This window comes from Proteus faecis, from assembly GCF_030286765.1.
Classification (GTDB): Bacteria; Pseudomonadota; Gammaproteobacteria; order Enterobacterales; family Enterobacteriaceae; genus Proteus; species Proteus faecis.
Map to the genome: position 1 here is coordinate 164,963 of NZ_JASVWV010000005.1, position 21,731 is coordinate 186,693.

Annotated in this window: 17 protein-coding genes and 3 tRNA genes; 4 read left to right on the top strand and 16 right to left on the bottom strand. The window is 40.1% G+C overall.

Translation table 11 applies throughout. From position 1 onward, the window contains the following. Positions 1–74: 74 nt before the first annotated feature. The 9 genes from QSH13_RS09120 to tsaE form a co-directional block, all read right to left on the bottom strand. Positions 75–257, bottom strand: a complete 183-nt coding sequence (locus QSH13_RS09120; protein WP_109396664.1) for a hypothetical protein — start codon at positions 255–257, stop codon at positions 75–77. Between the two features lie 185 nt (positions 258–442). Beyond that, entirely contained in the window at positions 443–1,447 is a 1,005-nt protein-coding gene (gene hflC, locus QSH13_RS09125) for a protease modulator HflC (protein WP_109396662.1), read from the bottom strand. A gap of 2 nt (positions 1,448–1,449) precedes the next feature. After that, positions 1,450–2,727, bottom strand: coding sequence for an FtsH protease activity modulator HflK (hflK, locus tag QSH13_RS09130; protein WP_109396660.1), 1,278 nt, complete (start codon positions 2,725–2,727; stop codon positions 1,450–1,452). Between the two features lie 92 nt (positions 2,728–2,819). Further along, positions 2,820–4,103: a ribosome rescue GTPase HflX gene (hflX, locus tag QSH13_RS09135; RefSeq protein ID WP_109396658.1), complete on the bottom strand. Its 1,284-nt coding sequence runs from the start codon at positions 4,101–4,103 to the stop codon at positions 2,820–2,822. Between the two features lie 94 nt (positions 4,104–4,197). Continuing rightward, positions 4,198–4,485 carry an RNA chaperone Hfq gene (hfq, locus tag QSH13_RS09140; protein WP_109396656.1) on the bottom strand — a complete coding sequence of 96 codons (288 nt, stop codon included), beginning with the start codon at positions 4,483–4,485 and terminating at the stop codon, positions 4,198–4,200. A gap of 109 nt (positions 4,486–4,594) precedes the next feature. Beyond that, positions 4,595–5,536 carry a tRNA (adenosine(37)-N6)-dimethylallyltransferase MiaA gene (miaA, locus tag QSH13_RS09145; protein WP_109396655.1) on the bottom strand — a complete coding sequence of 314 codons (942 nt, stop codon included), beginning with the start codon at positions 5,534–5,536 and terminating at the stop codon, positions 4,595–4,597. Beyond that, complete coding sequence (gene mutL / locus QSH13_RS09150; protein WP_286039063.1) at positions 5,505–7,514, bottom strand: DNA mismatch repair endonuclease MutL; 2,010 nt, start codon at positions 7,512–7,514, stop codon at positions 5,505–5,507. The genes miaA and mutL overlap by 32 nt, the downstream gene beginning before the upstream one ends. A 23-nt stretch (positions 7,515–7,537) precedes the next feature. Then, positions 7,538–8,866, bottom strand: coding sequence for an N-acetylmuramoyl-L-alanine amidase (locus QSH13_RS09155; RefSeq protein ID WP_109396651.1), 1,329 nt, complete (start codon positions 8,864–8,866; stop codon positions 7,538–7,540). A gap of 13 nt (positions 8,867–8,879) precedes the next feature. Beyond that, the gene (gene tsaE, locus QSH13_RS09160) at positions 8,880–9,347 is read right to left on the bottom strand and encodes a tRNA (adenosine(37)-N6)-threonylcarbamoyltransferase complex ATPase subunit type 1 TsaE (RefSeq protein WP_109396649.1); all 468 of its coding nucleotides are present in this window, start codon (positions 9,345–9,347) and stop codon (positions 8,880–8,882) included. Between the two features lie 227 nt (positions 9,348–9,574). On the opposite strand from tsaE, the gene queG reads away from it, so the two are divergent. Further along, positions 9,575–10,729 (top strand): tRNA epoxyqueuosine(34) reductase QueG, encoded by a 1,155-nt coding sequence (gene queG / locus QSH13_RS09165; RefSeq protein ID WP_286039064.1) that lies wholly within the window; start codon positions 9,575–9,577, stop codon positions 10,727–10,729. 716 nt (positions 10,730–11,445) lie between these two features. Here queG and QSH13_RS09170 read toward each other — a convergent pair. The 4 genes from QSH13_RS09170 to orn form a co-directional block, all read right to left on the bottom strand. Beyond that, a tRNA-Gly gene (locus tag QSH13_RS09170) sits at positions 11,446–11,521 on the bottom strand. A gap of 35 nt (positions 11,522–11,556) precedes the next feature. After that, positions 11,557–11,632: transfer RNA gene (locus QSH13_RS09175), tRNA-Gly, on the bottom strand. Between the two features lie 36 nt (positions 11,633–11,668). Next, positions 11,669–11,744: transfer RNA gene (locus tag QSH13_RS09180), tRNA-Gly, on the bottom strand. 166 nt (positions 11,745–11,910) lie between these two features. After that, positions 11,911–12,456: an oligoribonuclease gene (gene orn / locus QSH13_RS09185; protein WP_109396645.1), complete on the bottom strand. Its 546-nt coding sequence runs from the start codon at positions 12,454–12,456 to the stop codon at positions 11,911–11,913. A gap of 115 nt (positions 12,457–12,571) precedes the next feature. Between orn and rsgA the strand changes: the two genes are divergently transcribed. The 3 genes from rsgA to mscM all read left to right on the top strand — a co-directional run bounded on the left by rsgA (position 12,572) and on the right by mscM (position 17,973). Beyond that, the gene (gene rsgA, locus QSH13_RS09190; RefSeq protein WP_109396643.1) at positions 12,572–13,630 is read left to right on the top strand and encodes a small ribosomal subunit biogenesis GTPase RsgA; all 1,059 of its coding nucleotides are present in this window, start codon (positions 12,572–12,574) and stop codon (positions 13,628–13,630) included. A gap of 88 nt (positions 13,631–13,718) precedes the next feature. After that, a complete protein-coding gene (asd, locus tag QSH13_RS09195) occupies positions 13,719–14,615 on the top strand; it encodes an archaetidylserine decarboxylase (protein ID WP_109396801.1) in 897 nt (298 codons plus the stop codon). Positions 14,616–14,637: 22 nt separating this feature from the next. Continuing rightward, positions 14,638–17,973, top strand: coding sequence for a miniconductance mechanosensitive channel MscM (mscM, locus tag QSH13_RS09200; protein ID WP_286039065.1), 3,336 nt, complete (start codon positions 14,638–14,640; stop codon positions 17,971–17,973). Positions 17,974–18,064: 91 nt separating this feature from the next. Here mscM and yigL read toward each other — a convergent pair whose 3' ends face one another. Genes yigL through recQ form a run of 3 tightly spaced genes read right to left on the bottom strand, consistent with a single transcriptional unit; the run spans position 18,065 to position 21,730 of the window. Continuing rightward, on the bottom strand, positions 18,065–18,865 hold the full coding sequence (gene yigL / locus QSH13_RS09205; protein WP_023583620.1) for a sugar/pyridoxal phosphate phosphatase YigL: 801 nt from the start codon (positions 18,863–18,865) through the stop codon (positions 18,065–18,067). A 12-nt stretch (positions 18,866–18,877) separates the two neighbouring features. Next, on the bottom strand, positions 18,878–19,882 hold the full coding sequence (pldB, locus tag QSH13_RS09210; protein WP_286039066.1) for a lysophospholipase L2: 1,005 nt from the start codon (positions 19,880–19,882) through the stop codon (positions 18,878–18,880). 18 nt (positions 19,883–19,900) lie between these two features. Beyond that, entirely contained in the window at positions 19,901–21,730 is a 1,830-nt protein-coding gene (gene recQ / locus QSH13_RS09215) for an ATP-dependent DNA helicase RecQ (RefSeq protein WP_109406886.1), read from the bottom strand. Position 21,731: the final 1 nt, after the last annotated feature.

Below are 21,731 nucleotides of genomic sequence, written 5' to 3' on the forward strand. Positions count from 1 at the left end.
TTGCTTAAAAAAGGATTCTACCATCTCAATTCAAGAGTTACAGTAGATTTTATCTAATTATGTCATCCCCGCCTTTAAGCAATAGATAATCTTGCCATTGTCAATATTTTCGCCCCAAAAATCCGCATCACAAACGCATTGTGAATTTTATCAACAGTTTTGATCGCAAAAACAGGAAGCAGAGTGACATAAAAGTGAAAATGGCGAAGAATACGCTTCGGAATTGCCGAAGGTTTATCTTGAAATGCAATTTTCACTTTATACTATCCCAGCTAAAACCATTTTGGAAACCATTAAGCGTAAATTTTCATCTTTTTATGCACAATTATTTATTTCTTAGCTTGATTACTAGCATTAACTTATTAATATCCCAAAAAAAATCCCCCACTTTTTAAGGTGGAGGATTTTATAATTTACTCAAACGGTTTAATACGTTTGGAAATTACTCTTCAATTGCCCGCGCTTTTGTTGGTGCTTTCATATAGCGTAAGAAATCGCTATCTGGGCTTAATACCATGACGTCATTACCATCTTGGTTAAAGCTTTTCTCATAAGCACGTAAGCTACGAATGAAAGCATAGAAGTCTGGATCTTGGCTAAACGCATCAGCAAACAGTTTAGTTGCCTGAGCATCACCTTCACCGCGAAGACGTAATGATTCACGCTCAGACTCCGCAAGTGTTTCTGTTACGGTCTTATCCGCAGCTGCACGAATTTTCACAGCTTGCTCTTGACCTTGTGAGCGGTGACGACGAGCAACAGCTTCACGCTCTGCACGCATACGCTGATAAATTGCTTCAGAAACTTCCATAGGTAAGTTGATTTGTTTGATTCGAACATCAATCACTTCAATACCTAAAGCCGCCATACTGTTCATATTAATAGCTGGAGCTTGGCCTTTAGTTTCCTCAGCGACTTTTTTAGCAGCGATTGCGATTGCATCATCAGCAGCACTTGAATCACGAGATGGCGTACCTTCATTCAGCGCATTACGAACATCAATGGTTAAACGACCACGAGAATCCGTAATAATTTGGTTTACGCTCATACGACCAATCTCAGAACGTAAACGGTCACTGAATTTACGACGCAGTAAAGTTTCAGCCTGCATTGTGTTACCACCACCTGTTGCCAGATAGTAGGTGCTGAAATCACTGATACGCCATTTCAGATAAGAGTCAACTAATAAGTCTTTATTCTCACCTGATAAGAAACGGTCTTGCTGGATATTCATAGTTTGAATACGCGCATCCAGTTTTTTCACATTCTCAATAAATGGAATTTTAAAGTGAAGACCCGGTTCATAAACAACGGGTTTATTTTCAGCATCTCGCACAACTTTCGCAAAGCGTAAAATAATGCCACGCTCATACTGTTGAACGACAAATACAGAAGAGTACAACAACGCTAAAATAATAACTGCAACAACAGCGATAACTTTACGCATGATTATTGTCCTCCTTGATTATTGCCATAAGGCTGACCATAACCGCCATTATTACTACCATATCCACCATTACCATAAGTCGTTGTTGCTGGTTTTTGTGCCGGTGCTGGATTTACAGTTGGAGCGGGTGTGTTGATACGAGCAGGCGCCTCAAACTTATTTGATGGTGTAGTCGCTTGAGATTGTTGACGTAACATTTGCTCTAAAGGCAGCACTAACATGCTATTACCTTTATCATTAGCGATGACTTTACGTGTTTTTGATAGCACTTTTTCCATCGTTTCAATGTAAAGACGTTCGCGAGTAATTTCAGGAGCAGCACGATATTCAGGTAAGATTTTAGCAAAGCTTGCTACCTCACCTTCTGCTTTCATTACCACACTGGTTTTATAAGCAGTCGCTTCTTCAATCATACGTTGTGCGTTACCTTTTGCTAACGGTAACACTTCGTTTTTATAAGCTTCAGCTTGACGAATTGTTTTTTGTTCTTCTTCACGCGCAGCGATAACGTCATCAAATGCTGCCTTTACCGCTTCTGGTGGGCGAGCAACTTGGAAGTTGACGTCCACAATCGAAATACCCATGTTATAAGGGCGAATCGTCTCTTCTAATTCTTGACGTGTCTGGTCACGAATTTCTGAGCGGTTAGAAGTCAGAATTTTTTCCATTTCTGAACGACCAATAACACCACGTACTGCACTGTCAGTCGCCTGACCTAAGCTGTTAATTGGTGTTGTCAGGTTAAACAGAAATGTTTCTGGATCGGAGACAACATACTGCACGTTTATCTCAACTTGAACCATGTTTTCATCTGACGTTAACATCATGCCACCCGTGGTTAAATCACGGATAGTTTTTACGTTAACAGGCTGAACTTCATCAATAAAAGTTGGTTTCCAGTTCAGACCAGGTTCAACGATTTGGTAAAATTTACCAAAACGCGTCACTACGCCTTGCTCTGCCTCTTTGATGGTATAAAAACCACTCGCAGCCCAAACCACGACAACCGCACCTAACGCAAGAGAAATCAAAAGATTTCCAGCATTGCTACGAGGACCGCCATTTTGCCCAGAAGAGGAGTTTCCACCTTTTTTACCGCCGAAACCACCAAGCTTTTCACTCAGTTTACGGAACATATCATCGAGATCTGATGCTCCACGATTCCGACCTCCTTGATTACCGTTAGAGTTACCGTTGCCATCGCCATTATTATTGCCGCTGTTTCGGTTACCCCACGGGTCGCGGTCTTGTCCGTTGTTACCGGGCTGATTCCACGCCATGTTCTAGCTCCATTATTATGATTAGATTTATCAGGCTTAAGAGCCGATTTCGTCGCCAGCTCTCAGTTAATGTTCTTTATTATGGCCGAATATTAGACCACGTAATCCAATAAATTTGGTTCCTGCTTGCAAAGGCGGCGCCAGTCTACCATAGGCATACGTATGATTAGCCCAACTTTACCGTCTTTTTCAATCCATTCACGTTCTATTGACTGTAATTGATAAAAACGACTACGTAATCGCCCTGTATCTTCTGGCGGTAAACGTAATTCAAAGTGTGCGATCTCACCTGAAAGACGTTCTGTCAACGCCTGATACAACAGAGGAATGCCTTCACCTGTTTGTGCAGAAACCCAAACCCTAACGGGTAAGTTTTCTTCATTTCGATCAATTCTTGGAGTGAAGTCTTCAAGAAGATCAATTTTGTTCATAACATGCAGTGTTGGTATTTCTTGAGCATCAATCTCTTCTAATACATGTTCAACTGCATGAATATTTTCCTCAAAACGGCTATCTGCTGCATCAATAACATGAAGAAGTAAGGTTGCTTCTCGTGTTTCTTGCAAAGTGGCTTTAAAAGCAGCAACAAGATCATGAGGTAAATGTCGAATAAATCCAACAGTATCGGCTAATACAACCGTTCCCACGTCCTCGACTTGAATACGTCTTAGTGTCGGATCTAATGTTGCAAAGAGCTGATCTGCTGCATATACATCAGAGCAGGTAATATGATTAAATAAACTCGATTTCCCCGCATTCGTGTAACCAACAAGAGATAATGTTGGAATATCAGCTTTACTCCGCGCTTGTCGTCCTTGTTCACGCTGACGCTCAACCCTACCCAATCGCATTAGAATTTGACTAATTTTACCTCGGAGTAAGCGACGGTCTGTTTCTAGCTGAGTTTCACCTGGTCCTCGTAACCCGATCCCCCCTTTTTGTCTTTCAAGGTGAGTCCACCCTCTGACTAAACGGGTTGATAAGTGACGTAACTGGGCGAGTTCTACCTGTAATTTTCCTTCATGGGTTCTTGCTCTTTGAGCAAAAATATCAAGGATAACTCCCGTGCGATCAACCACTCGGCATTCACAAAGTCTTTCCAGATTTCGTTCTTGTGCAGGTGTCAGTGCATGATTAAATAAAACAACATCTGCACCACTTGCTTTTACAGCTTCGGCAATTTCTTCTGCCTTACCTTCACCCACATAATATTTAGGATGAGGTGCTTTACGATTTCCTGTAATAATTTGAACTGGTTTAACACCCGCAGATGTCACCAAAGATTCAAATTCTTGCAAATCCTCAACGTCCTTTTCTTGAGAAAAGAATACGTGCACTAAAACGGCTAATTCGCCACCTTCATAACGATCAAACAAAGGCGAAACCTCTTAGACTTTATAAAAACAGGAAAAAACATAGGTAAAGTCTCCCTACCTATGTTTTTCTTATATCAAGAATAATATTGGCTTATTATTCTGCAACTTCATCCTGCTGAGCAGTGCCACCATTGTAGCCTGTACCCGTTTGGTTCGTGCCTGTGTTGCTATGATGAGAAACAGGACGCGAAGGTACCACGGTAGAGATAGCATGTTTATATACCATCTGACTTACTGTGTTTTTCAGCAAAATAACAAATTGGTCAAAAGATTCGATCTGACCCTGCAATTTAATGCCGTTTACCAAATAGATAGAAACGGGAACCCTTTCACGACGTAATGCGTTCAGGAAAGGATCTTGCAAAGATTGCCCCTTAGCCATTCTATGTTTTCCTTATTTTGTTGTTTTATATTAGAACCTAATTGGTTCGAAAAATGAACTACTCAAAAATTGCGCTTTGGCAACTATCAATTTTACACAAACCTACCATCTATGCACTAACTACCTGCAAAACAGTGTCAAGAGATTGTTTTGGATCTTCACTGTCAAGCCAGTGAATGTTATTCCAACCCCTTAACCAGGTGATTTGTCGCTTCGCTAATTGCCGGGTCGCGCAGATCCCTCGATAAACCATCTCATCATAATCTATTTCGCCTGATAAATATGACCACATCTGGCGATAACCGACACAACGTACAGAAGGTAGATCTTCATGCAAATCGCCCCGTTCATACAATGATTTTACTTCATCTTCAAATCCACACGTTAACATCTGTTTAAAACGAGCTTCAATGCGTTGGTGAAGAACATTTCTATCTTTCGGAGCAATCGCAAATTGATAAACATCATAAGGCAAAGACTCGCCTGATATTTTTGTCAATTCCGTCATTGTCTTACCTGAAATCAGGTAAACTTCTAACGCACGAGAAAGCCGTTGAGGATCATTAGGATGGATCCGTTGTGCTGCAACAGGATCAACTAATGCTAACTCTTTATGTATTGCCTCCCACCCTTGCTCTGCTGCTTTTTTTTCTATTTCAGCACGAACATCCGAATTGGCACTGGGCAAAGGCGATAGACCTTCAAGTAACGCTTTAAAATATAGCATAGTCCCACCCACTAATAGTGGAATTCGTCCAACTGCAGTAATTTCTTCCATTGCCTTTAATGCATCTCGTCGAAAATCTGCAGCAGAATAGGGAAATGCTGGGTCTAGAATATCAATTAATCGATGTGGAGCAAGCGATTGCTCATTCGCATCCGGCTTTGCTGTACCGATATCCATACCACGATAGATAAGAGCTGAATCCACGCTAATAATATCTACAGGCAGTTTCTGTCTCAGTGCAATTGCTAATGCTGTTTTACCTGACGCTGTAGGTCCCATTAGAAAAATTGCTTTAGGTTTTATTTGCGTATTCACATCGCTCATTATTTAATGCCACTACCACCGGTTGTAAATCTATTAATTGTAATAAGTTTTTTGCTGGCTGTCTGACATACTGAGGACAAAATCTTTCAATATCAGCCAATAGCCCTACTGCTTGAGCTTGTGTCCATTGCGCCTGCTCGGCTCCTAATTGTTTTGCAAACCACTGTCCTAATTGTTGCTTGGTACAAGATTGTTCTGCTGACAAATAGGTTAATAATGCTGTCAATAACACGGGTAAATTTTGCTGGCGCAAAGGTAACGATACTGCATGTATTGTTGCTTTACCGTGAGAAATTTCGATAACGATCCCGAAATGACTGATTAGTGATTGAAACTGATTGAATACACTAATCTCCTCTTTACTCAATGCTAACTTTAAAGGCACTAACAAAGGTTGTGGCTTCAATGTTTCATCTTTAGGCAGTAATTGTGCACATTTTAACAGAAAATCAGCTTCTTCCAATGATAACAACCCAAGACCTTGTGAAGATTCTATTAACGCATATTTGTGCTGATAAATTGCCAATACTCGCCCAAAAGTATAATCATTTTGTCCCTCTTTCACATTGACAGAACGAGGCATCACCGAAATGGCATCTTTTTTAGTATTATTAGTTGTATGAACGATTTCACCTAAATTCAATGGGGCACGCTCAGGAAATAGTGGTATTTTCTCTTTATCTTTTGATGCTGCTACACTTTCTTGCACCATTTTTTGATAAAGCGCGCCTTGTGTCCGCTGATAACTTTCACCAAACTGATGGCGACCTCCAAAGTGAGAGGCTTGCTTTTGATGTGAATTATTGTTTTGCTCTCGTTCGCTGTATTGGTGTGATGATGTATTTAGCGGAGTTTGAGCTATTGGTGCTTGATAAGGCTGAGAAAATACGTTTTCACCTGCAACTTGACGATTTTCAGGGAAGTTTAACGCTGTTTCGTGTTCTTCTTCATCATCTGACGTTAATGATAAAGGCTCTTGGGTTGCTTGTCTTAAAACACTCAACACACCTTGATAGATAAAATCATGAACCAAGCGAGATTCATGAAAGCGAACTTCATGTTTAGCTGGATGGACATTAACATCGACTTGGTGAGGATCAACACTTAAATACAAAATGTAAGAAGGTTGCTGTTCTCCTTGCAAATAACCTTCGTAAGCTTGGCGAATAGCATGATTAATTAATCTATCACGCATCATTCGTCCATTCACATAACAATACTGAATTTCACTACTTTGCACTGGCGATAAAGGATGTTCTACCCACCCTTTTATTGCTAAATCACCATGTTCCCACGATAACTGCATTGATTGATTAACAAAATTATTACCACAAATCGCACTCAAACGGCGATTTTGCTGACTTTCATCTTTTACCGCACGGTATTGCCGAACACGTTTGCCATTATGAGTAAGATTGATAGTGACATCAAAACGCGATAACGCAATGCGGCGCACTACTTCATCGATATGTGCAAATTCTGTTTTTTCAGTCCGTAAAAATTTACGTCTTGCCGGCGTGTTATAAAAGAGATCAAGCACTTCAACAGTACTTCCTACTGGATGAGCGGCAGGTTTAACGGTGACTGCCATATCTCTGCCTTCTGCATAAGCTTGCCATGCTTCTTCTTGATCTTGAGTACGCGATGTCAGAATTAAACGGGAAACAGAACTAATGCTCGCTAATGCTTCTCCACGAAACCCCATACTCATTATGGCTTCGAGATCGTCAAGACTTGATATTTTGCTAGTTGCATGGCGAGCAAGTGCTAACTTCAAATCATCACGATTGATACCACATCCATTATCACGAATACGAATAAGCTTTGCACCACCTTTATCGATATCAATATCAATTGAGGTCGCGCCTGCATCTAAACTATTTTCCAGCAACTCTTTAACAACAGAGGCAGGTCTTTCAACAACTTCCCCTGCGGCAATTTGGTTTGCAAGCTGAGGAGGTAATAAATTTATTGCCATTACCTTTATTCCATTCTACTCAATCAATTAGGCGCGTTTTGTAAAGGATGAGCCAGAAAATAATTTCTTAAACCCGCGTGAATAGATGCCGCAAGTTTCTCTTGATAAACATCAGAAATCAGTAACTGCTCTTCTGACGCATGACTGATAAAGCCAGTTTCAACTAAAATTGAAGGGATATCAGGTGAACGTAAAACACCTAAGCTCGCATGCTCTGGTGTTTTCTTATGTAATGACCCCACTTTTCTTAATTCGGACAATACAGCAACGGCAACGTCATAACCGACTCGCTGTGAATTACCAAACTGCAAATCAAGCACGGTTTGACTTAAATAAGGATCCGCGCCATCTAATGCATCACCTGCACCACCGAGTAATTCAGATTGTTTCTCACTTTGTTCAAGCCACTTACCTAATTCACTGTTTGCTCGTCGATTAGAAAGCACCCACACAGAAGCACCTCTTGCGCTACGATTTGGTGCAGAGTCTGCATGAATAGACACTAACATATTCGCACTTTGCTTACGGGCAACTTCAGAACGCCCCGCAACTGAGATAAAATAATCACCACTACGTGTTAGAACAGGTTTAAACATAGGATCATTACGTAATCGAGCTTCCAACTTTCTTGCTACACTTAACGTCACGTCTTTTTCACGATTACCTTTTTGACCAATCGCACCCGGATCTTGCCCACCATGTCCTGCATCTATCGCAATAATAATTTGGCGAGAGCCGGCTTGTGGTTTTGCAGGTGTGACGCGTGGTTTCACAATAGGCGCTGCATCTGGTGTCGACTTGGTAATTAAAGGTGCCATTTCCCTATTTATATTTGCAGCTGTATTTACGCTTGAATTTGATGTCATTGCTGTCGGTGATAACGCAACAACAGTGACTGTTGATTGTGCATTGCTATTTGTTCGGCCGCTCATAGCCTTGATAGTAAGTACTAACTTGTATCCAGCACCTACATTCACCAAACTCTCCGTCACCACAACCGGCTGAGCAAGTTCCACGACCATACTTTGGTATTGGCTATCTTTTGATTGCGTTGAGCGAATTTTATGGACTAACAGCCCATTACCCAGTGTTGCAGGTAATCCTGTAATTTTTGTGCTCTGTTTAAAATCCATCACCAAACGGTCAGGGCTTTTTAATGAATAATATCGATAACTCGGCTTCCCATCACTAAAAGTAAATGTGAGGGTTGTTGCTGAAATACCGTTTTCTGCTTTCACTTCTGTCACAGTAGCGGCTTGTGCTATTTGCACAAAAAATAAAGACAAAGCAACCAACAAAAAGGCAACAACATAGCGCTGACTTTGACTCACAATAGTAATGAGACTCGACATAATCAATATTCCTTTATGCAGACTGAATACGGGATAAAACAGTATTCCCTCTTTGTGAAAGGGCAACAAAACGCGCTTTTCGACCTTCATCTTCGTAACTTAAATGAAGTTCTAAATCCGCGTTAGGTAAAAAGCCTTCGCCTTGCGATGGCCATTCAATAAGGCATAACGCGTCTTGCTCAAAATAGTCGCGTATTCCCATAAATTCCAGCTCTTCAGCAGAAGCTAAACGATAAAGATCAAAATGATAAACCGGATTTGGCGACAGCATATAAGGCTCAACTAATGTATACGTTGGGCTTTTTACATGTCCTTGATGACCCAGCGCTTGTAAAAAGCCGCGACAAAAGGTTGTTTTTCCCGCACCAAGATCGCCGTATAAATAAATGATCAATCCGCGATGCTCCGTCGCCATTGCAACAGTACGCCCTAGTTCAACTGTTGCCGCTTCATCTTCTAATTTAACAACCCATTCTTTCATATTTATATAATCTATTGTTAAGTTATAACGGCTTAATAAAGTGAGATCGTTGGAGAATATCAAATACTAAGCTTTATATGTTTTCTTAAGGCAAATAGTTATCGAAATCAATATCGAATAACATACCATAAATCTATTTATTACGAGGATTTTTCCTACTGCCTCACTATGATACACTGCGCGCTCTTAGGACTCACCTTTTACCTATTTATTGATTTGGTTTATTCATGTCATCACTTGATCTTGATCTTCTCGCTCAAAACATAAAATTATGGGGTTCTGAGCTCGGTTTTCAACAAACAGGAATATGTGATACGGACTTATCACTTGAAGAGCCTCGCCTGCAAGCGTGGTTAGATAAGCAATATCATGGTGAAATGGCATGGATGGAAAAATATGGAATGACACGAGCCAGACCTCATGAATTGGTTCCAGGTACATTACGTGTTATCAGTGTCAGAATGAATTACCTCCCCACGGATGCAGCTTTTGCACGAACCTTAAATAATCCAGAACAAGGCTATATCAGTCGTTATGCACTTGGTCGGGATTATCACAAAGTATTAAGACAGCGTCTTAAAAAACTCGGTGAAAGAATTTCACAATATTGCCAACAATTTGAATATCAAGGAGTCGTCAACTTTCGTCCTTTCGTTGATTCAGCACCGATTATGGAACGCCCATTAGCCGTTAAGGCAGGGCTTGGCTGGGTTGGTAAACACTCACTTGTTATTAACAATCAAGCTGGCTCTTGGTTTTTCCTTGGTGAACTACTGATTGATTTGCCATTACCTACTGATAGCCCAGTTGAAGAACAATGCGGTAAATGTGTTGCCTGTATAACAACCTGTCCGACAGGTGCCATTGTTGCGCCTTACACTATCGATGCTCGTCGCTGTATTTCTTATCTCACTATCGAACTTGATGGTGCTATTCCTGAAGAATTTCGCTCTCTCATGGGTAATCGCATTTATGGTTGTGATGATTGCCAACTTATCTGTCCTTGGAATCGTTTTTCATCACTGACTAACGAAGAAAATTTCTCCCCAAGGAAAGCGCTTCATACCCCTGAATTACTCGATCTGTTTCAATGGAGTGAAGATAAATTTCTGCGTATTACAGAAGGTTCGCCGATCCGCCGTATTGGTTATTTACGTTGGCTTAGAAATATTAGTGTGGCGTTAGGAAATGCGCCTTATCAAGATAAAATTATACTTGCCTTGCAAGAACGCTTTGGATTGAGTGATGTTTTAGATGAACATTTAAACTGGGCGATTGCACAACAGATAGCGAAAAGAAATGAAAAAGAGATAAAAATACAGACTTCACAACAAAAACGCTTAGTAAGGGCAATAACTAAAGGCTTACCTCGTGATGCTTAATTTTTAACAGAATAAACAGATTACGAGTAACCATTAATTTCCTCTGTGAATAAAATAAAAATCCCTTGCCTATCAACATGAACAAAAAATTCAAGCGAACTAAGACTCAAAATTAAAAAAAATAAAATAAACTTAGTTATCAACTAGATATAAAATCCAATCAATTTATTGAAGAGAATAATATCCTGATCACTTAAGGATACGTACTTGTGGATAACTCTGTGCAGTAAAAAAATAAATAGTGCTTAGATGCGGTGGTTATTAGCATCTCACTGTGGATAAATTGATTTGGAAAGATTTTAAGAATAGTAGAATATATATCACATTTTTTTAAAGAAAAGCCTGAGAAACCCTTTCCTTTTTCTAAAATACTATTCAATGCCTGTTTAACAGAATAAAGGCCTAAAACCTAAAAAATGATCTTGCCTCTGATTTCCCCTCTAAATGAGGAAAGGCGCACATTCTAGTGCTGTCAAATTAGAAATGCAAGTAAAGATCAAAGATAGATCACAAAAAAATAGCTTGATCTTACATGTAGTAATGACATCTTCTTTTTTGAACAAAAATCCAGCACACTCTTTTTACGCGTATTAAGTAAAGTCACTTAATCTTCACCCTAAAACAGTGTAGTCGATATTAAAAAAAGTGAGAGAAAAAACTTAAAATTTCTTTATGGGGGTTAAAAATGAGATTTGATAAAACAGAAGAGAAAAACTTGGAGCGGGAAACGAGACTCGAACTCGCGACCCCAACCTTGGCAAGGTTGTGCTCTACCAACTGAGCTATTCCCGCATTTGGTAAGTTTTGACAATCACTAGTAAAAGATTTGGAGCGGGAAACGAGACTCGAACTCGCGACCCCAACCTTGGCAAGGTTGTGCTCTACCAACTGAGCTATTCCCGCGTCGCATAACACTACTAATAACTGTCTAAGAAAGATTGGAGCGGGAAACGAGACTCGAACTCGCGACCCCAACCTTGGCAAGGTTGTGCTCTACCAACTGAGCTATTCCCGCGTCTTTCTTACACCCGTACAAATAAAATTCTTCATCGGTACGGGAAGCGCATTATACGAGAAAAATGCTTAACCGCAAGCCTTTATCAACAAAAAAATACGTTTTTTTGATTACATGCCGATAAAATCATCATAATGATGTAATATCAATCATCAATGCACGCTTTTTACTCTTTAATAAAGGTTTTACGATAATAAGCAAGTTCTGCAATGGATTCACGAATATCATCCAATGCCTGATGAGTATTCTTTTTCTCAAATCCTTCTAAAATTTCAGGTTTCCAACGACGTGCTAACTCTTTTAATGTGCTCACATCAAGATAACGATAGTGAAAATATTGCTCTAATTCTGGCATATAACGGTATAGAAAACGTCTATCTTGCCCCACACTATTACCACAGATAGGTGATACACCTTTTGGTACCCATTTTTCTAGGAATTCAATTGTCGCTTTTTGTGCTGAATTATCATCATATGAACTGGTTTTTACGCGCTCAACTAAGCCACTACCTGTATGGGTACGTGTATTCCATTCATCCATTAAACTTAATTGTTCATCAGATTGATGGACTGCAATAACAGGGCCTTCGGCTAAAATATTAAGTTGAGGATCTGTCACGATAGTGGCAATTTCGATGATACGATCACGTTCAGGATCAAGGCCTGTCATTTCCAGATCTATCCAGATCAGATTGTTCTCGCTTTTTGACATAATATATCCTAGCTGTTTCTAAGTGTGAGACATGATATTTTAGTATTTATCATAGCGCGTTTACTCAATAAGCACGACAGAAGAACATCTAACCGAATAATACAAGTGAGGATCGGTGACAAAACGTAAATTATCTAAAGGCCAGCAACGCCGAGTACAAGAAAATCATAAAAAGCGTTTGCAGAGCAAAGAGAAAAAAAACCACGTTGAATTAGACGATGCGCAATTAGGCGAAGCGACAGAAGGTTTAGTGATCAGCCGTTTTGGTCAACATGCAGATATCGAAGCTGCAGACGGCACAATTACACGATGCAATATTCGACGCACAATTTCATCACTGGTAACGGGTGATAAAGTTGTTTGGCGCCCTGCGCTACAAACACAAGAAAATGTCCGCGTAAATGGTATTGTTGAAGCCGTACACGAACGAACTTCAGTGCTTACTCGTCCTGACTATTATGATGGCATTAAGCCTATTGCCGCTAATATCGATCAAATTATTATCGTTTCGGCTATTTTACCTGAATTATCTTTAAATATTATCGATCGTTACCTTGTTGCATGTGAGACCTTAAATGTTGAGCCTCTGATTGTACTCAATAAAATCGATATGTTAGATGAAGAAGGTCGTAAGACTGTGAGTGAATGGATGCAAATTTATAAAGATATTGGTTATCGCGTCCTTGAAGTCTCTAGCTATACTAAAGAAGGGTTAGAAGCACTGACTCAAGAACTTATCGGACGCATCTCTATTTTTGCAGGGCAATCTGGTGTGGGTAAATCAAGTTTACTTAACACGCTGTTACCCCCAATGGAAGAAAGCATCGTTGTTAATCAAGTCTCTGATAACTCAGGATTAGGCCAACATACCACAACAGCGTCACGCCTGTACCATTTCCCACAAGGCGGAGATGTCATTGACTCTCCTGGTGTACGTGAATTTGGTTTATGGCACTTAACGCCAGAGCAAGTAACAAAAGGTTTTGTTGAATTCAGACCGTACCTTGGTGGATGTAAATTCCGCGATTGTAAGCACTTAGACGATCCTGGTTGCTTAATAAGTGAAGCGGTGAGAAACAACGAAATAGCAGAAACACGATTTGAAAACTACCACCGAATTTTAGAAAGTATGAGCCAAGTTAAGGTTCGTAAGAACATTAATTTAGACTCTTAATAATTGATTCACTGACAACCCTAATAAGGGTAGGTACAATAGACCCCTTTTGTCTATTTTTTATCGTTTAATCCCAGAGGTTGCCATTTTGGACAAGCTAAAAATTAAACTACAGTATTTATTGCCTAAATTATGGCTAACACAGTTAGCAGGCTGGTTCGCAAATAAAAAAGCAGGTGCCATCACCCAGTTTGTTATCAAGACATTTGCGAAAGCTTATAAAGTCGATATGAATGAAGCGAAAGACAGCCAGTTCCAAGCTTATTCTACATTCAATGACTTTTTTATTCGTGCCTTAAAAGACGGTGCTCGTCCTATTGTTGAAGGTAATGACAAACTTGCATTACCGGCAGATGGTGCAGTAAGCCAACTTGGTCTAATTCAAGATGATCAAATCTTGCAAGCCAAAGGACATCACTACACCCTTGAAGCATTACTTGCTGGTAATTTTATGTTGGCGGATAAGTTCCGTAATGGGCAGTTTATTACGACGTATCTTTCACCTCGTGATTACCACCGTGTTCACATGCCTTACGATGGCTTATTAAAAGAGATGATTTATGTTCCAGGTGATCTCTTCTCTGTTAATCCATTAACAGCGGCTAATGTCCCTAACTTATTTGCACGTAATGAACGTATTATCTGCCTATTTGAAACACAATTTGGTCCAATGATACAAATTCTGGTTGGTGCAACAATTGTCGGTAGTATTGAAACGGTTTGGTGTGGCATGGTAACGCCACCTCGCGAAGGTATTATTAAGCGTTGGACATATCCTCAAGCAGATAAAGCAGGAGCGATATTCTTGAAAAAAGGTGAAGAGATGGGCCGATTCAAATTAGGCTCAACAGTCATCAATCTTTTCCCAGAAAACACCGTTCAATTGAATAAAGATCTTATGAATGGCTCCGTTACCTTAATGGGGGAACAACTGGGTTCCATCATTAATGTCGCTGGTAATGACAACAATGCCATCAGTGAATAACACGTAATTCGGAGTAACCTTTGTGCGCCTGATAATCACTCTTTTCTTCTCTCTCTTTTTGACGCTTTCTTTAAGTACATCTGCAATATCAGCAGATGTAGAGAAATTGCGTCAAGATATAAAACAACTTGAAGGAAGTACCAATCCTCAAGATATTGAGGCAGTTCAGGCGCTACAAGGCACTATCAATTGGATTAATGATGGTGAAAAAGCGCAAGCAAATGCAGATAATTATCAAAAAGCCATTGATGATTATCCGCAAATCACACAAGAGCTGAGAACAAAACTGCTTGAAGAGAGCCATGCGGTTCCAACTATCCCTGAAAAAATTAGTATTCCTGATTTAGAACAGAAAATTATTCAAGTCAGTAGTCAACTAATGGAACAAGCACGACTCCAGCAACAAGAACAAGATAAAAGTCGTGAAATCAGTGAGTCGTTAAACTTATTACCCCAACAACTTTCAGAAGCGCGTCGTTTACTTAGTGATGCGACAGCAAGACTGGCCTCTGTCAGTGCATCAACAACACCATTAACAGAAGCACAAAATAAGCTCACACAAGCTGAGGTTACCGCACGTAAAGCGATGGTTAATGAGCTAGAAATGGCACAACTTTCAGCTAATAATCGCCAAGAAATCGCTCGCCTTCGCTTAGAGTTGTTTAAAAAACGCTATCAGCGTCTGGATGTACAGCTACAACAATTGCGCAGCTTATTAAATATAAAGCGCCAAGAAGTGGCTGATCTCGCATTAGAAAAAACAGAGATGTTAGCGGAGAAAGGTGGTGAACTTCCTGAGTTTCTGACAAAGCAGATCCAAACTAACCGAGAACTCTCTCAAATCCTGAATAAACAAACTCAGGAAATGAGTGAGCTGTCAGAAAAACAGCGCATTACCACACAGCAGACACAACAAGTCCGTCAAACACTCACCACGATCCGAGAACAAGCACAGTGGTTAAGCGGATCAACAGCATTAGGTGAAGCATTAAGAACACAACTATCTCGCCTACCTGAAATGCCTCGTTCACAAGAGCTTGATAGAGATATCATTCAATTACGTGTCGAGCGTTTAGGCTATGAAGATATGCTGGAAAACTTAAGCAAAATCCAGCCACCAGAAACTGCCGATGGTTCTAAATTACCTGAAGCTCAGCAATATATTTTTGATTCTCTGATCCAAGCACGCCATGAATTATTGAATTCATTGCTATCTGGTTATGATTCTCAAATTCTTGAATTAACAAAACTAAAAGTTGCGACAACACAATTAGCCGACGCTTTAAAAGAGACAAAAGACGCGACAAACCGTTATATGTTCTGGGTTGCCGATATCAGCCCTATCAAATTTAATTATCCGGTTTTATTAGTCAAAGATATCACTCGGCTGCTTTCGCTAGATACCTTCTCACAATTAGGTCATGCAGCTGTCAGTATGCTTAAAAATCAAGATACGTTCCTATTCCTATTTGCTACTTTATCGATTGTAGGCTTTAGTTTGCGTACTCGAAAACATTACAACGCATTTCTTGAAAGAGTCAGCAACCGTATTGGTAAAGTCACACAAGATCACTTTTCACTAACGATACGCACTGTCTTTTGGTCTATTTTAATTGCGTTACCATTACCTCTGTTGTGGTCTGCCGTAGGCTATGGCTTACAAAGTGTTGAATGGCGTTATCCAATGGCGGGAGCTATTGGATATGGGGTCACAGCAGCAGCACCAGTGCTATGGCTATTTATGATCAGTGCAACGTTTGCACGTCATAACGGTCTGTTTATTGCTCAATTTAAATGGAAAGAGAGCCGGGTTAAAAAAGCGATGCGCTTTTATCAGCTTTCTATTTTTGTCATCGTTCCGCTGATGATGTCATTAATTACCTTTGAATATTATAGTGATAGAGAATTTGCGCCAACAGTCGGTCGCTTTTGTTTCTTACTACTCTGTATCGCCCTAAGCTTTATTACCTCTAGCCTTAAAAAAGCTCACGTCCCACTTTATCTCGATAAACATGGATCGGGTGATAACCTGATCAACACCATTTTATGGTGGTTCTTACTGGTTGCTCCTGTTATTGCTGCTTTAGCCGCTATCTTAGGTTACCTTTCTACCTCGATTGTCTTACTCGGTCGTTTAGAAATGTCTGTCGCCATTTGGTTTGCTCTGCTGATTATCTACCATATTATTCAGCGATGGATGCTTATTCAGCGCCGAAAATTAGCCTTTGAACGTGCTAAACAAAAGCGTGCAGAAATTTTGGCTCAGCGCGCAAAAGGTGAAGATGAAAATACGATTGTCGGAAGCAGTGGTGAAAGCACAGTAGGACTTGAAATTGAAGCGCAAGAAATAGACCTTGATGCGATTAGTGCGCAATCTATTGGTTTAGTTCGTTCTATTCTAACTATGATTGCATTAGTCTCGATGATCTTATTGTGGTCTGAATTAAACACTGCATTCTCTTTCGTCGACAATATTCGACTTTGGGATGTCACCTCATCAGTGAATGGCGTTAACACAGTACAACCAATCACGATGGGCTCTATTTTAGTGGCGATCCTCGTCATTATTATTACAACGCAATTAGTTCGAAATCTCCCCGCTTTACTTGAGTTGGCCATTTTGCAGCATCTTGATTTAACACCTGGTACAGGTTACGCCATTACCACCATGACCAAATACACCATCACCTTAATTGGTAGTATCGTGGGTTTCTCTTTATTAGGGATTGAATGGTCAAAATTACAGTGGCTAGTGGCCGCAATGGGGGTCGGATTAGGTTTTGGTTTACAAGAAATTTTTGCCAACATCATTTCAGGTTTGATGATCTTATTCGAAAAACCAATTCGTATTGGCGATACCGTTACCATTCGTAATTTGACCGGAAATATCTCTAAGATCAACACTCGGGCAACAACGTTAACCGACTGGGATAGAAAAGAAATTATCGTACCGAACAAGGCCTTTATTACAGAGCAATTTATTAACTGGTCACTATCAGATTCAATTACTCGTATCGTAATGACAATCCCAGCACCTGCAGACTGCAACAGTGAGCAAGTGACAAATGTGTTATTAGAAGCCTCAAAACGCTCTACGATGATTTTAGAAAACCCTGCGCCAGAGGTTTATCTGGTCGATTTACAACAAGGTATTCAAATTTTCGAACTACGTGTTTATGCAGCAGAGATGGGGCATAGAATGCCAGCAAGACATGAGATCCACCAAAATATTCTCTTAGCTTTTGCAGAACACAGTATTCCATTACCGTTCCCACCATTCCAAGCAAGAGTAGACATGATGGGCAATACAATTCGTAGCTCAATGCGAGCAACACCAAGAGAAGTGGGTGGATTATAAGCCCTACATCAATTAATTTGATAAAAAGCCATTATTTTTCCAGAAGATAATGGCTTCATTCTTTTTTATTCGTCTTTTTCTTTAGGAGGGATCACACTTGATATAGCTTACGTAAATAATGAGGAACGGCGTCATCGGCATTAGTGCCAATCACTTCCATATTCGGTAGCAGATCTTTTAATGTCTGATGTGCATTTTCCATAATACAACCTTTACCCGCCATCTGTAGCATCTCTTTGTCGTTCATACCATCACCAAACGCGATAGCATCTTTCGCAGAGTGCTGCATCAGCTCAGCCACTTTTTCTAATGCCTCACCTTTAGATACTCCTCCTGCCATCACTTCTAAGCAATTACGCAGTGAGAAACTCACATTAACCTTATCACCCCAACGCTGATTAATTTCATTTTCTAGTTTCAGTAATAACTCATGATCATCAGAGGTAAAGAATACCTTACAGACATTGGTGGTTGGGAATCCTGTTTTACAATATAACTCATAGCCAAAGTCTGATTCTCGAAAAAACTCACAAGCCCCTGGCATCTCCTTATTAACATACCAGTAATCACCTGCATAAATATTAGTTTCAATTTCAGGGTGATCAAAAACCATAAGCGCCAAGTCATAAGCAATTTCAGGCTCAAGATCTTGGCTAAAAATAAGGTCGCCATGAGTGTTATGCACTCGTGCACCATTAGAGGTTATCATATAAGCGTTAATGCCTAATCCATCACGAATTTGAGCAACGTCAACATGATGACGACCTGTTGCGAATACAAAATGCACACCTTTATTAATAAGTAGGTGCAGAGTTTCTTGCGTATAGGGAGTTAATACATGATTAGGTGATAACAGTGTGCCATCAAGATCTGAAGCGACTATCGAATACATACACATTCCTGATTAAAATAAATGCTTATCATAAAACTCACAGATTTCATTTAATGCTTGTGAGCGTAGCTTATCTATTTCGAACAAGATTTCATGGTGCGCACCCTCAATCACCAGTGGCAATTTTTGTTTTTCTTCTCTTGTTCTGGACTGACTATAACGTTCACAGAAAGCCCTTAGCTCTTGATTATCTACCACCTTATCAAGCTCTGCTTCGAGCACTAATAGAGGGGTATTAATCTCTCCCGCATGTTCAATTAACCAATCTCCCATTTTTAGACTTTCCCCCATCCAATGATAAGTAGGTCCGCCTAATCGTAGTTCTGGAAAATCAGCATAATAACGTAAATACCGGCGATATCGCTCATGGCTATGTGTTAACACATTAAGAATAAATGGCAGTGGAAACCATTTACCTGTTGATACCGCGTAATTATTTCTTTCAGATTGACTTTGTTCTGCTCGGTTAACTAAAAAATTAGCCACCCAGCGAGGTATAGGTAATTTAATACCAAACATCGGCGCACTTAATGCGGCTGCTTTAAAAACATGAGTTTGTTTTAGAAGATATCCCGCTAAGATAGCCCCTCCCATTGAGTGAGCTAATGCAAAATAATGCGGGTATTGAAAAGGCAGCACTATCGTATCGACAAACGTCGAGAAATCATCAATATAATCACTAAATTTCTCTACATGCCCTTTTTGCGTATCTTCTAACAGTCTGTCAGAAAGGCCTTGTCCTCGATGATCGAGAAGAAAAACATCATAACCTGAGTGAAAGAAATCGAATGCCACTTCAGGGTACTTTACATAGCTTTCACTACGGCCCGAAGCAATAACTAGAGCTTTATTGTGCGATGGTGAACGCCAATAAACATAGCGAATTTTGACACCATCAACACCAACAAACTCACCTTCTTCGCGTTGCCCCCAAAAATCCAATAAGACGCCGTTCGTAAATGCAGAAAACTGCTTTTCACGCGATAACCACGAATATTTAAACAGAGTGGTTGTCATTGACTCTCCTTATTGATGTTATTCGAAGCCCTCAATATGGTCACGAATGAGTGTCATAAAAGCAGGTCCAAATCGTTCTAATTTTCGTTGTCCTACACCGTTTATTAATAATAATTCATCAGGGTAAACGGGACACTGCTCTGCCATTTCAATCAATGTGACATCATTAAAGACAACAAATGGCGGAATATTTTCTTCATCAGCAATAGACTTACGCAATTTACGCAGTTTCGCAAATAATTTTCTATCATACTGTCTATGAGTATTTTTTGTTTGTTGATTACGGCTTTTTGTCGGGCTTAATAGTCTAGGTACGGCTAATTGTAATGGCACTTCACCACGCAAGATTGGTCTAGCCATCTCTGTCAGTTGTAATGCAGAACGATGGACAATATTTTGTGTCACCATACCTAAATGAATCAGCTGACGGATCACACTTACCCAATGTTCATGGCTTTGTGCTTTACCAATACCATAAACAGGTAATGTATCGTGTCCCGAATCTCGAATACGTTGATTATTTGCGCCTCTTAAGATTTCAACAATATAACCAATACCAAAGTGCTGACCAGTACGATAAATACAGGACAATGCCTTTTGTGCATCCACTAAACCATCATATTGCTTAGGAGGATCAAGACAAATATCGCAGTTACCACAAGCATTTTGTCGATGTTCATCGAAGTAATTTAGTAACACTAAGCGTCGGCATGTTTGTGCTTCAGCAAACGCCCCCATGGCATTAAGCTTATGCATTTCAATAGCTTTTTGGTCACTTTCTGGCTTTTCATCTAAACAACGACGCAACCACGCCATATCGGCCGGATCGTAAAATAATACCGCTTCTGCAGGTAACCCATCTCTCCCTGCTCGTCCTGTCTCTTGATAATAAGATTCAATATTTCGTGGAATATCAAAGTGAACCACAAATCGGACATTAGGTTTATTAATGCCCATACCAAATGCAACAGTGGCAACCACAATTTGCAAATCATCTCGCTGGAAAGCGTCTTGTACTTTAGCTCGTTGTGCAATTTCCATTCCGGCGTGATAACCCGCAATACTTAACCCTCGTTTACTCAGGCGTTCTGCGGTTTCTTCGACTTTACTGCGACTATTACAGTAAATAATGCCTGATTTTCCTTTTTGACCACGAATAAATAGCCAAAGCTGATCAAGCGGTTTGTATTTCTCAACTAAAGTGTAGCGGATATTGGGTCGATCAAAACTGCTGATATGAATTAACGGATCACGCAACACAAGCTGATTAATAATATCATAACGTGTTGTATTATCAGCTGTTGCTGTCAATGCAATAATGGGAACATCAGGCAAATATTGTCTTAATAACCCTATCCCGCGATATTCAGGACGAAAATCATGTCCCCATTGTGAAATACAGTGCGCTTCATCAACAGCCAACAATACAGGTTTCCATTGTACTAATTGATGAAGAAAACTCTCCATCATTAAACGTTCTGGGGCAATATACAGCAGTTTTATTTCACCCTTTTGACAACGTGTTTGAACATCAAGCTGCTCTTCACGCGTTTGGGTTGAATTTAAATAAGTTGCTTCAATACCATGAAGGCAAAGTTGATCAACCTGATCTTTCATCAATGAGATAAGTGGTGAAACAACCACGGTCAGCCCATCAAGCAATAAGGCAGGAATTTGATAACAAAGAGATTTTCCTCCCCCCGTTGGCATCACTACTAGGCAATCTCTCCCAGTTGTAATGGTATGGATGATTTCTTGCTGACCAGGACGAAATTGCTGATAACCAAAGGTTTCTCGCAAAATAGCCTGTGCTGATGGCATTGAGTTAAGAACTTCTGCTGTGGACACA

Excerpts from the sequence above, each read along its gene's own strand:
- hflC (WP_109396662.1), bottom strand. The coding sequence starts at position 1,447 with ATGCGTAAAGTTATCGCTGTTGTTGCAGTTATTATTTTAGCGTTGTTG.
- hflK (WP_109396660.1), bottom strand. The coding sequence starts at position 2,727 with ATGGCGTGGAATCAGCCCGGTAACAACGGACAAGACCGCGACCCGTGG.
- hfq (WP_109396656.1), bottom strand. The coding sequence starts at position 4,485 with ATGGCTAAGGGGCAATCTTTGCAAGATCCTTTCCTGAACGCATTACGT.
- miaA (WP_109396655.1), bottom strand. The coding sequence starts at position 5,536 with ATGAGCGATGTGAATACGCAAATAAAACCTAAAGCAATTTTTCTAATG.
- mutL (WP_286039063.1), bottom strand. The coding sequence starts at position 7,514 with ATGGCAATAAATTTATTACCTCCTCAGCTTGCAAACCAAATTGCCGCA.
- QSH13_RS09155 (WP_109396651.1), bottom strand. The coding sequence starts at position 8,866 with ATGTCGAGTCTCATTACTATTGTGAGTCAAAGTCAGCGCTATGTTGTT.
- tsaE (WP_109396649.1), bottom strand. The coding sequence starts at position 9,347 with ATGAAAGAATGGGTTGTTAAATTAGAAGATGAAGCGGCAACAGTTGAA.
- queG (WP_286039064.1), top strand. The coding sequence starts at position 9,575 with ATGTCATCACTTGATCTTGATCTTCTCGCTCAAAACATAAAATTATGG.
- orn (WP_109396645.1), bottom strand. The coding sequence starts at position 12,456 with ATGTCAAAAAGCGAGAACAATCTGATCTGGATAGATCTGGAAATGACA.
- yigL (WP_023583620.1), bottom strand. The coding sequence starts at position 18,865 with ATGTATTCGATAGTCGCTTCAGATCTTGATGGCACACTGTTATCACCT.
- pldB (WP_286039066.1), bottom strand. The coding sequence starts at position 19,882 with ATGACAACCACTCTGTTTAAATATTCGTGGTTATCGCGTGAAAAGCAG.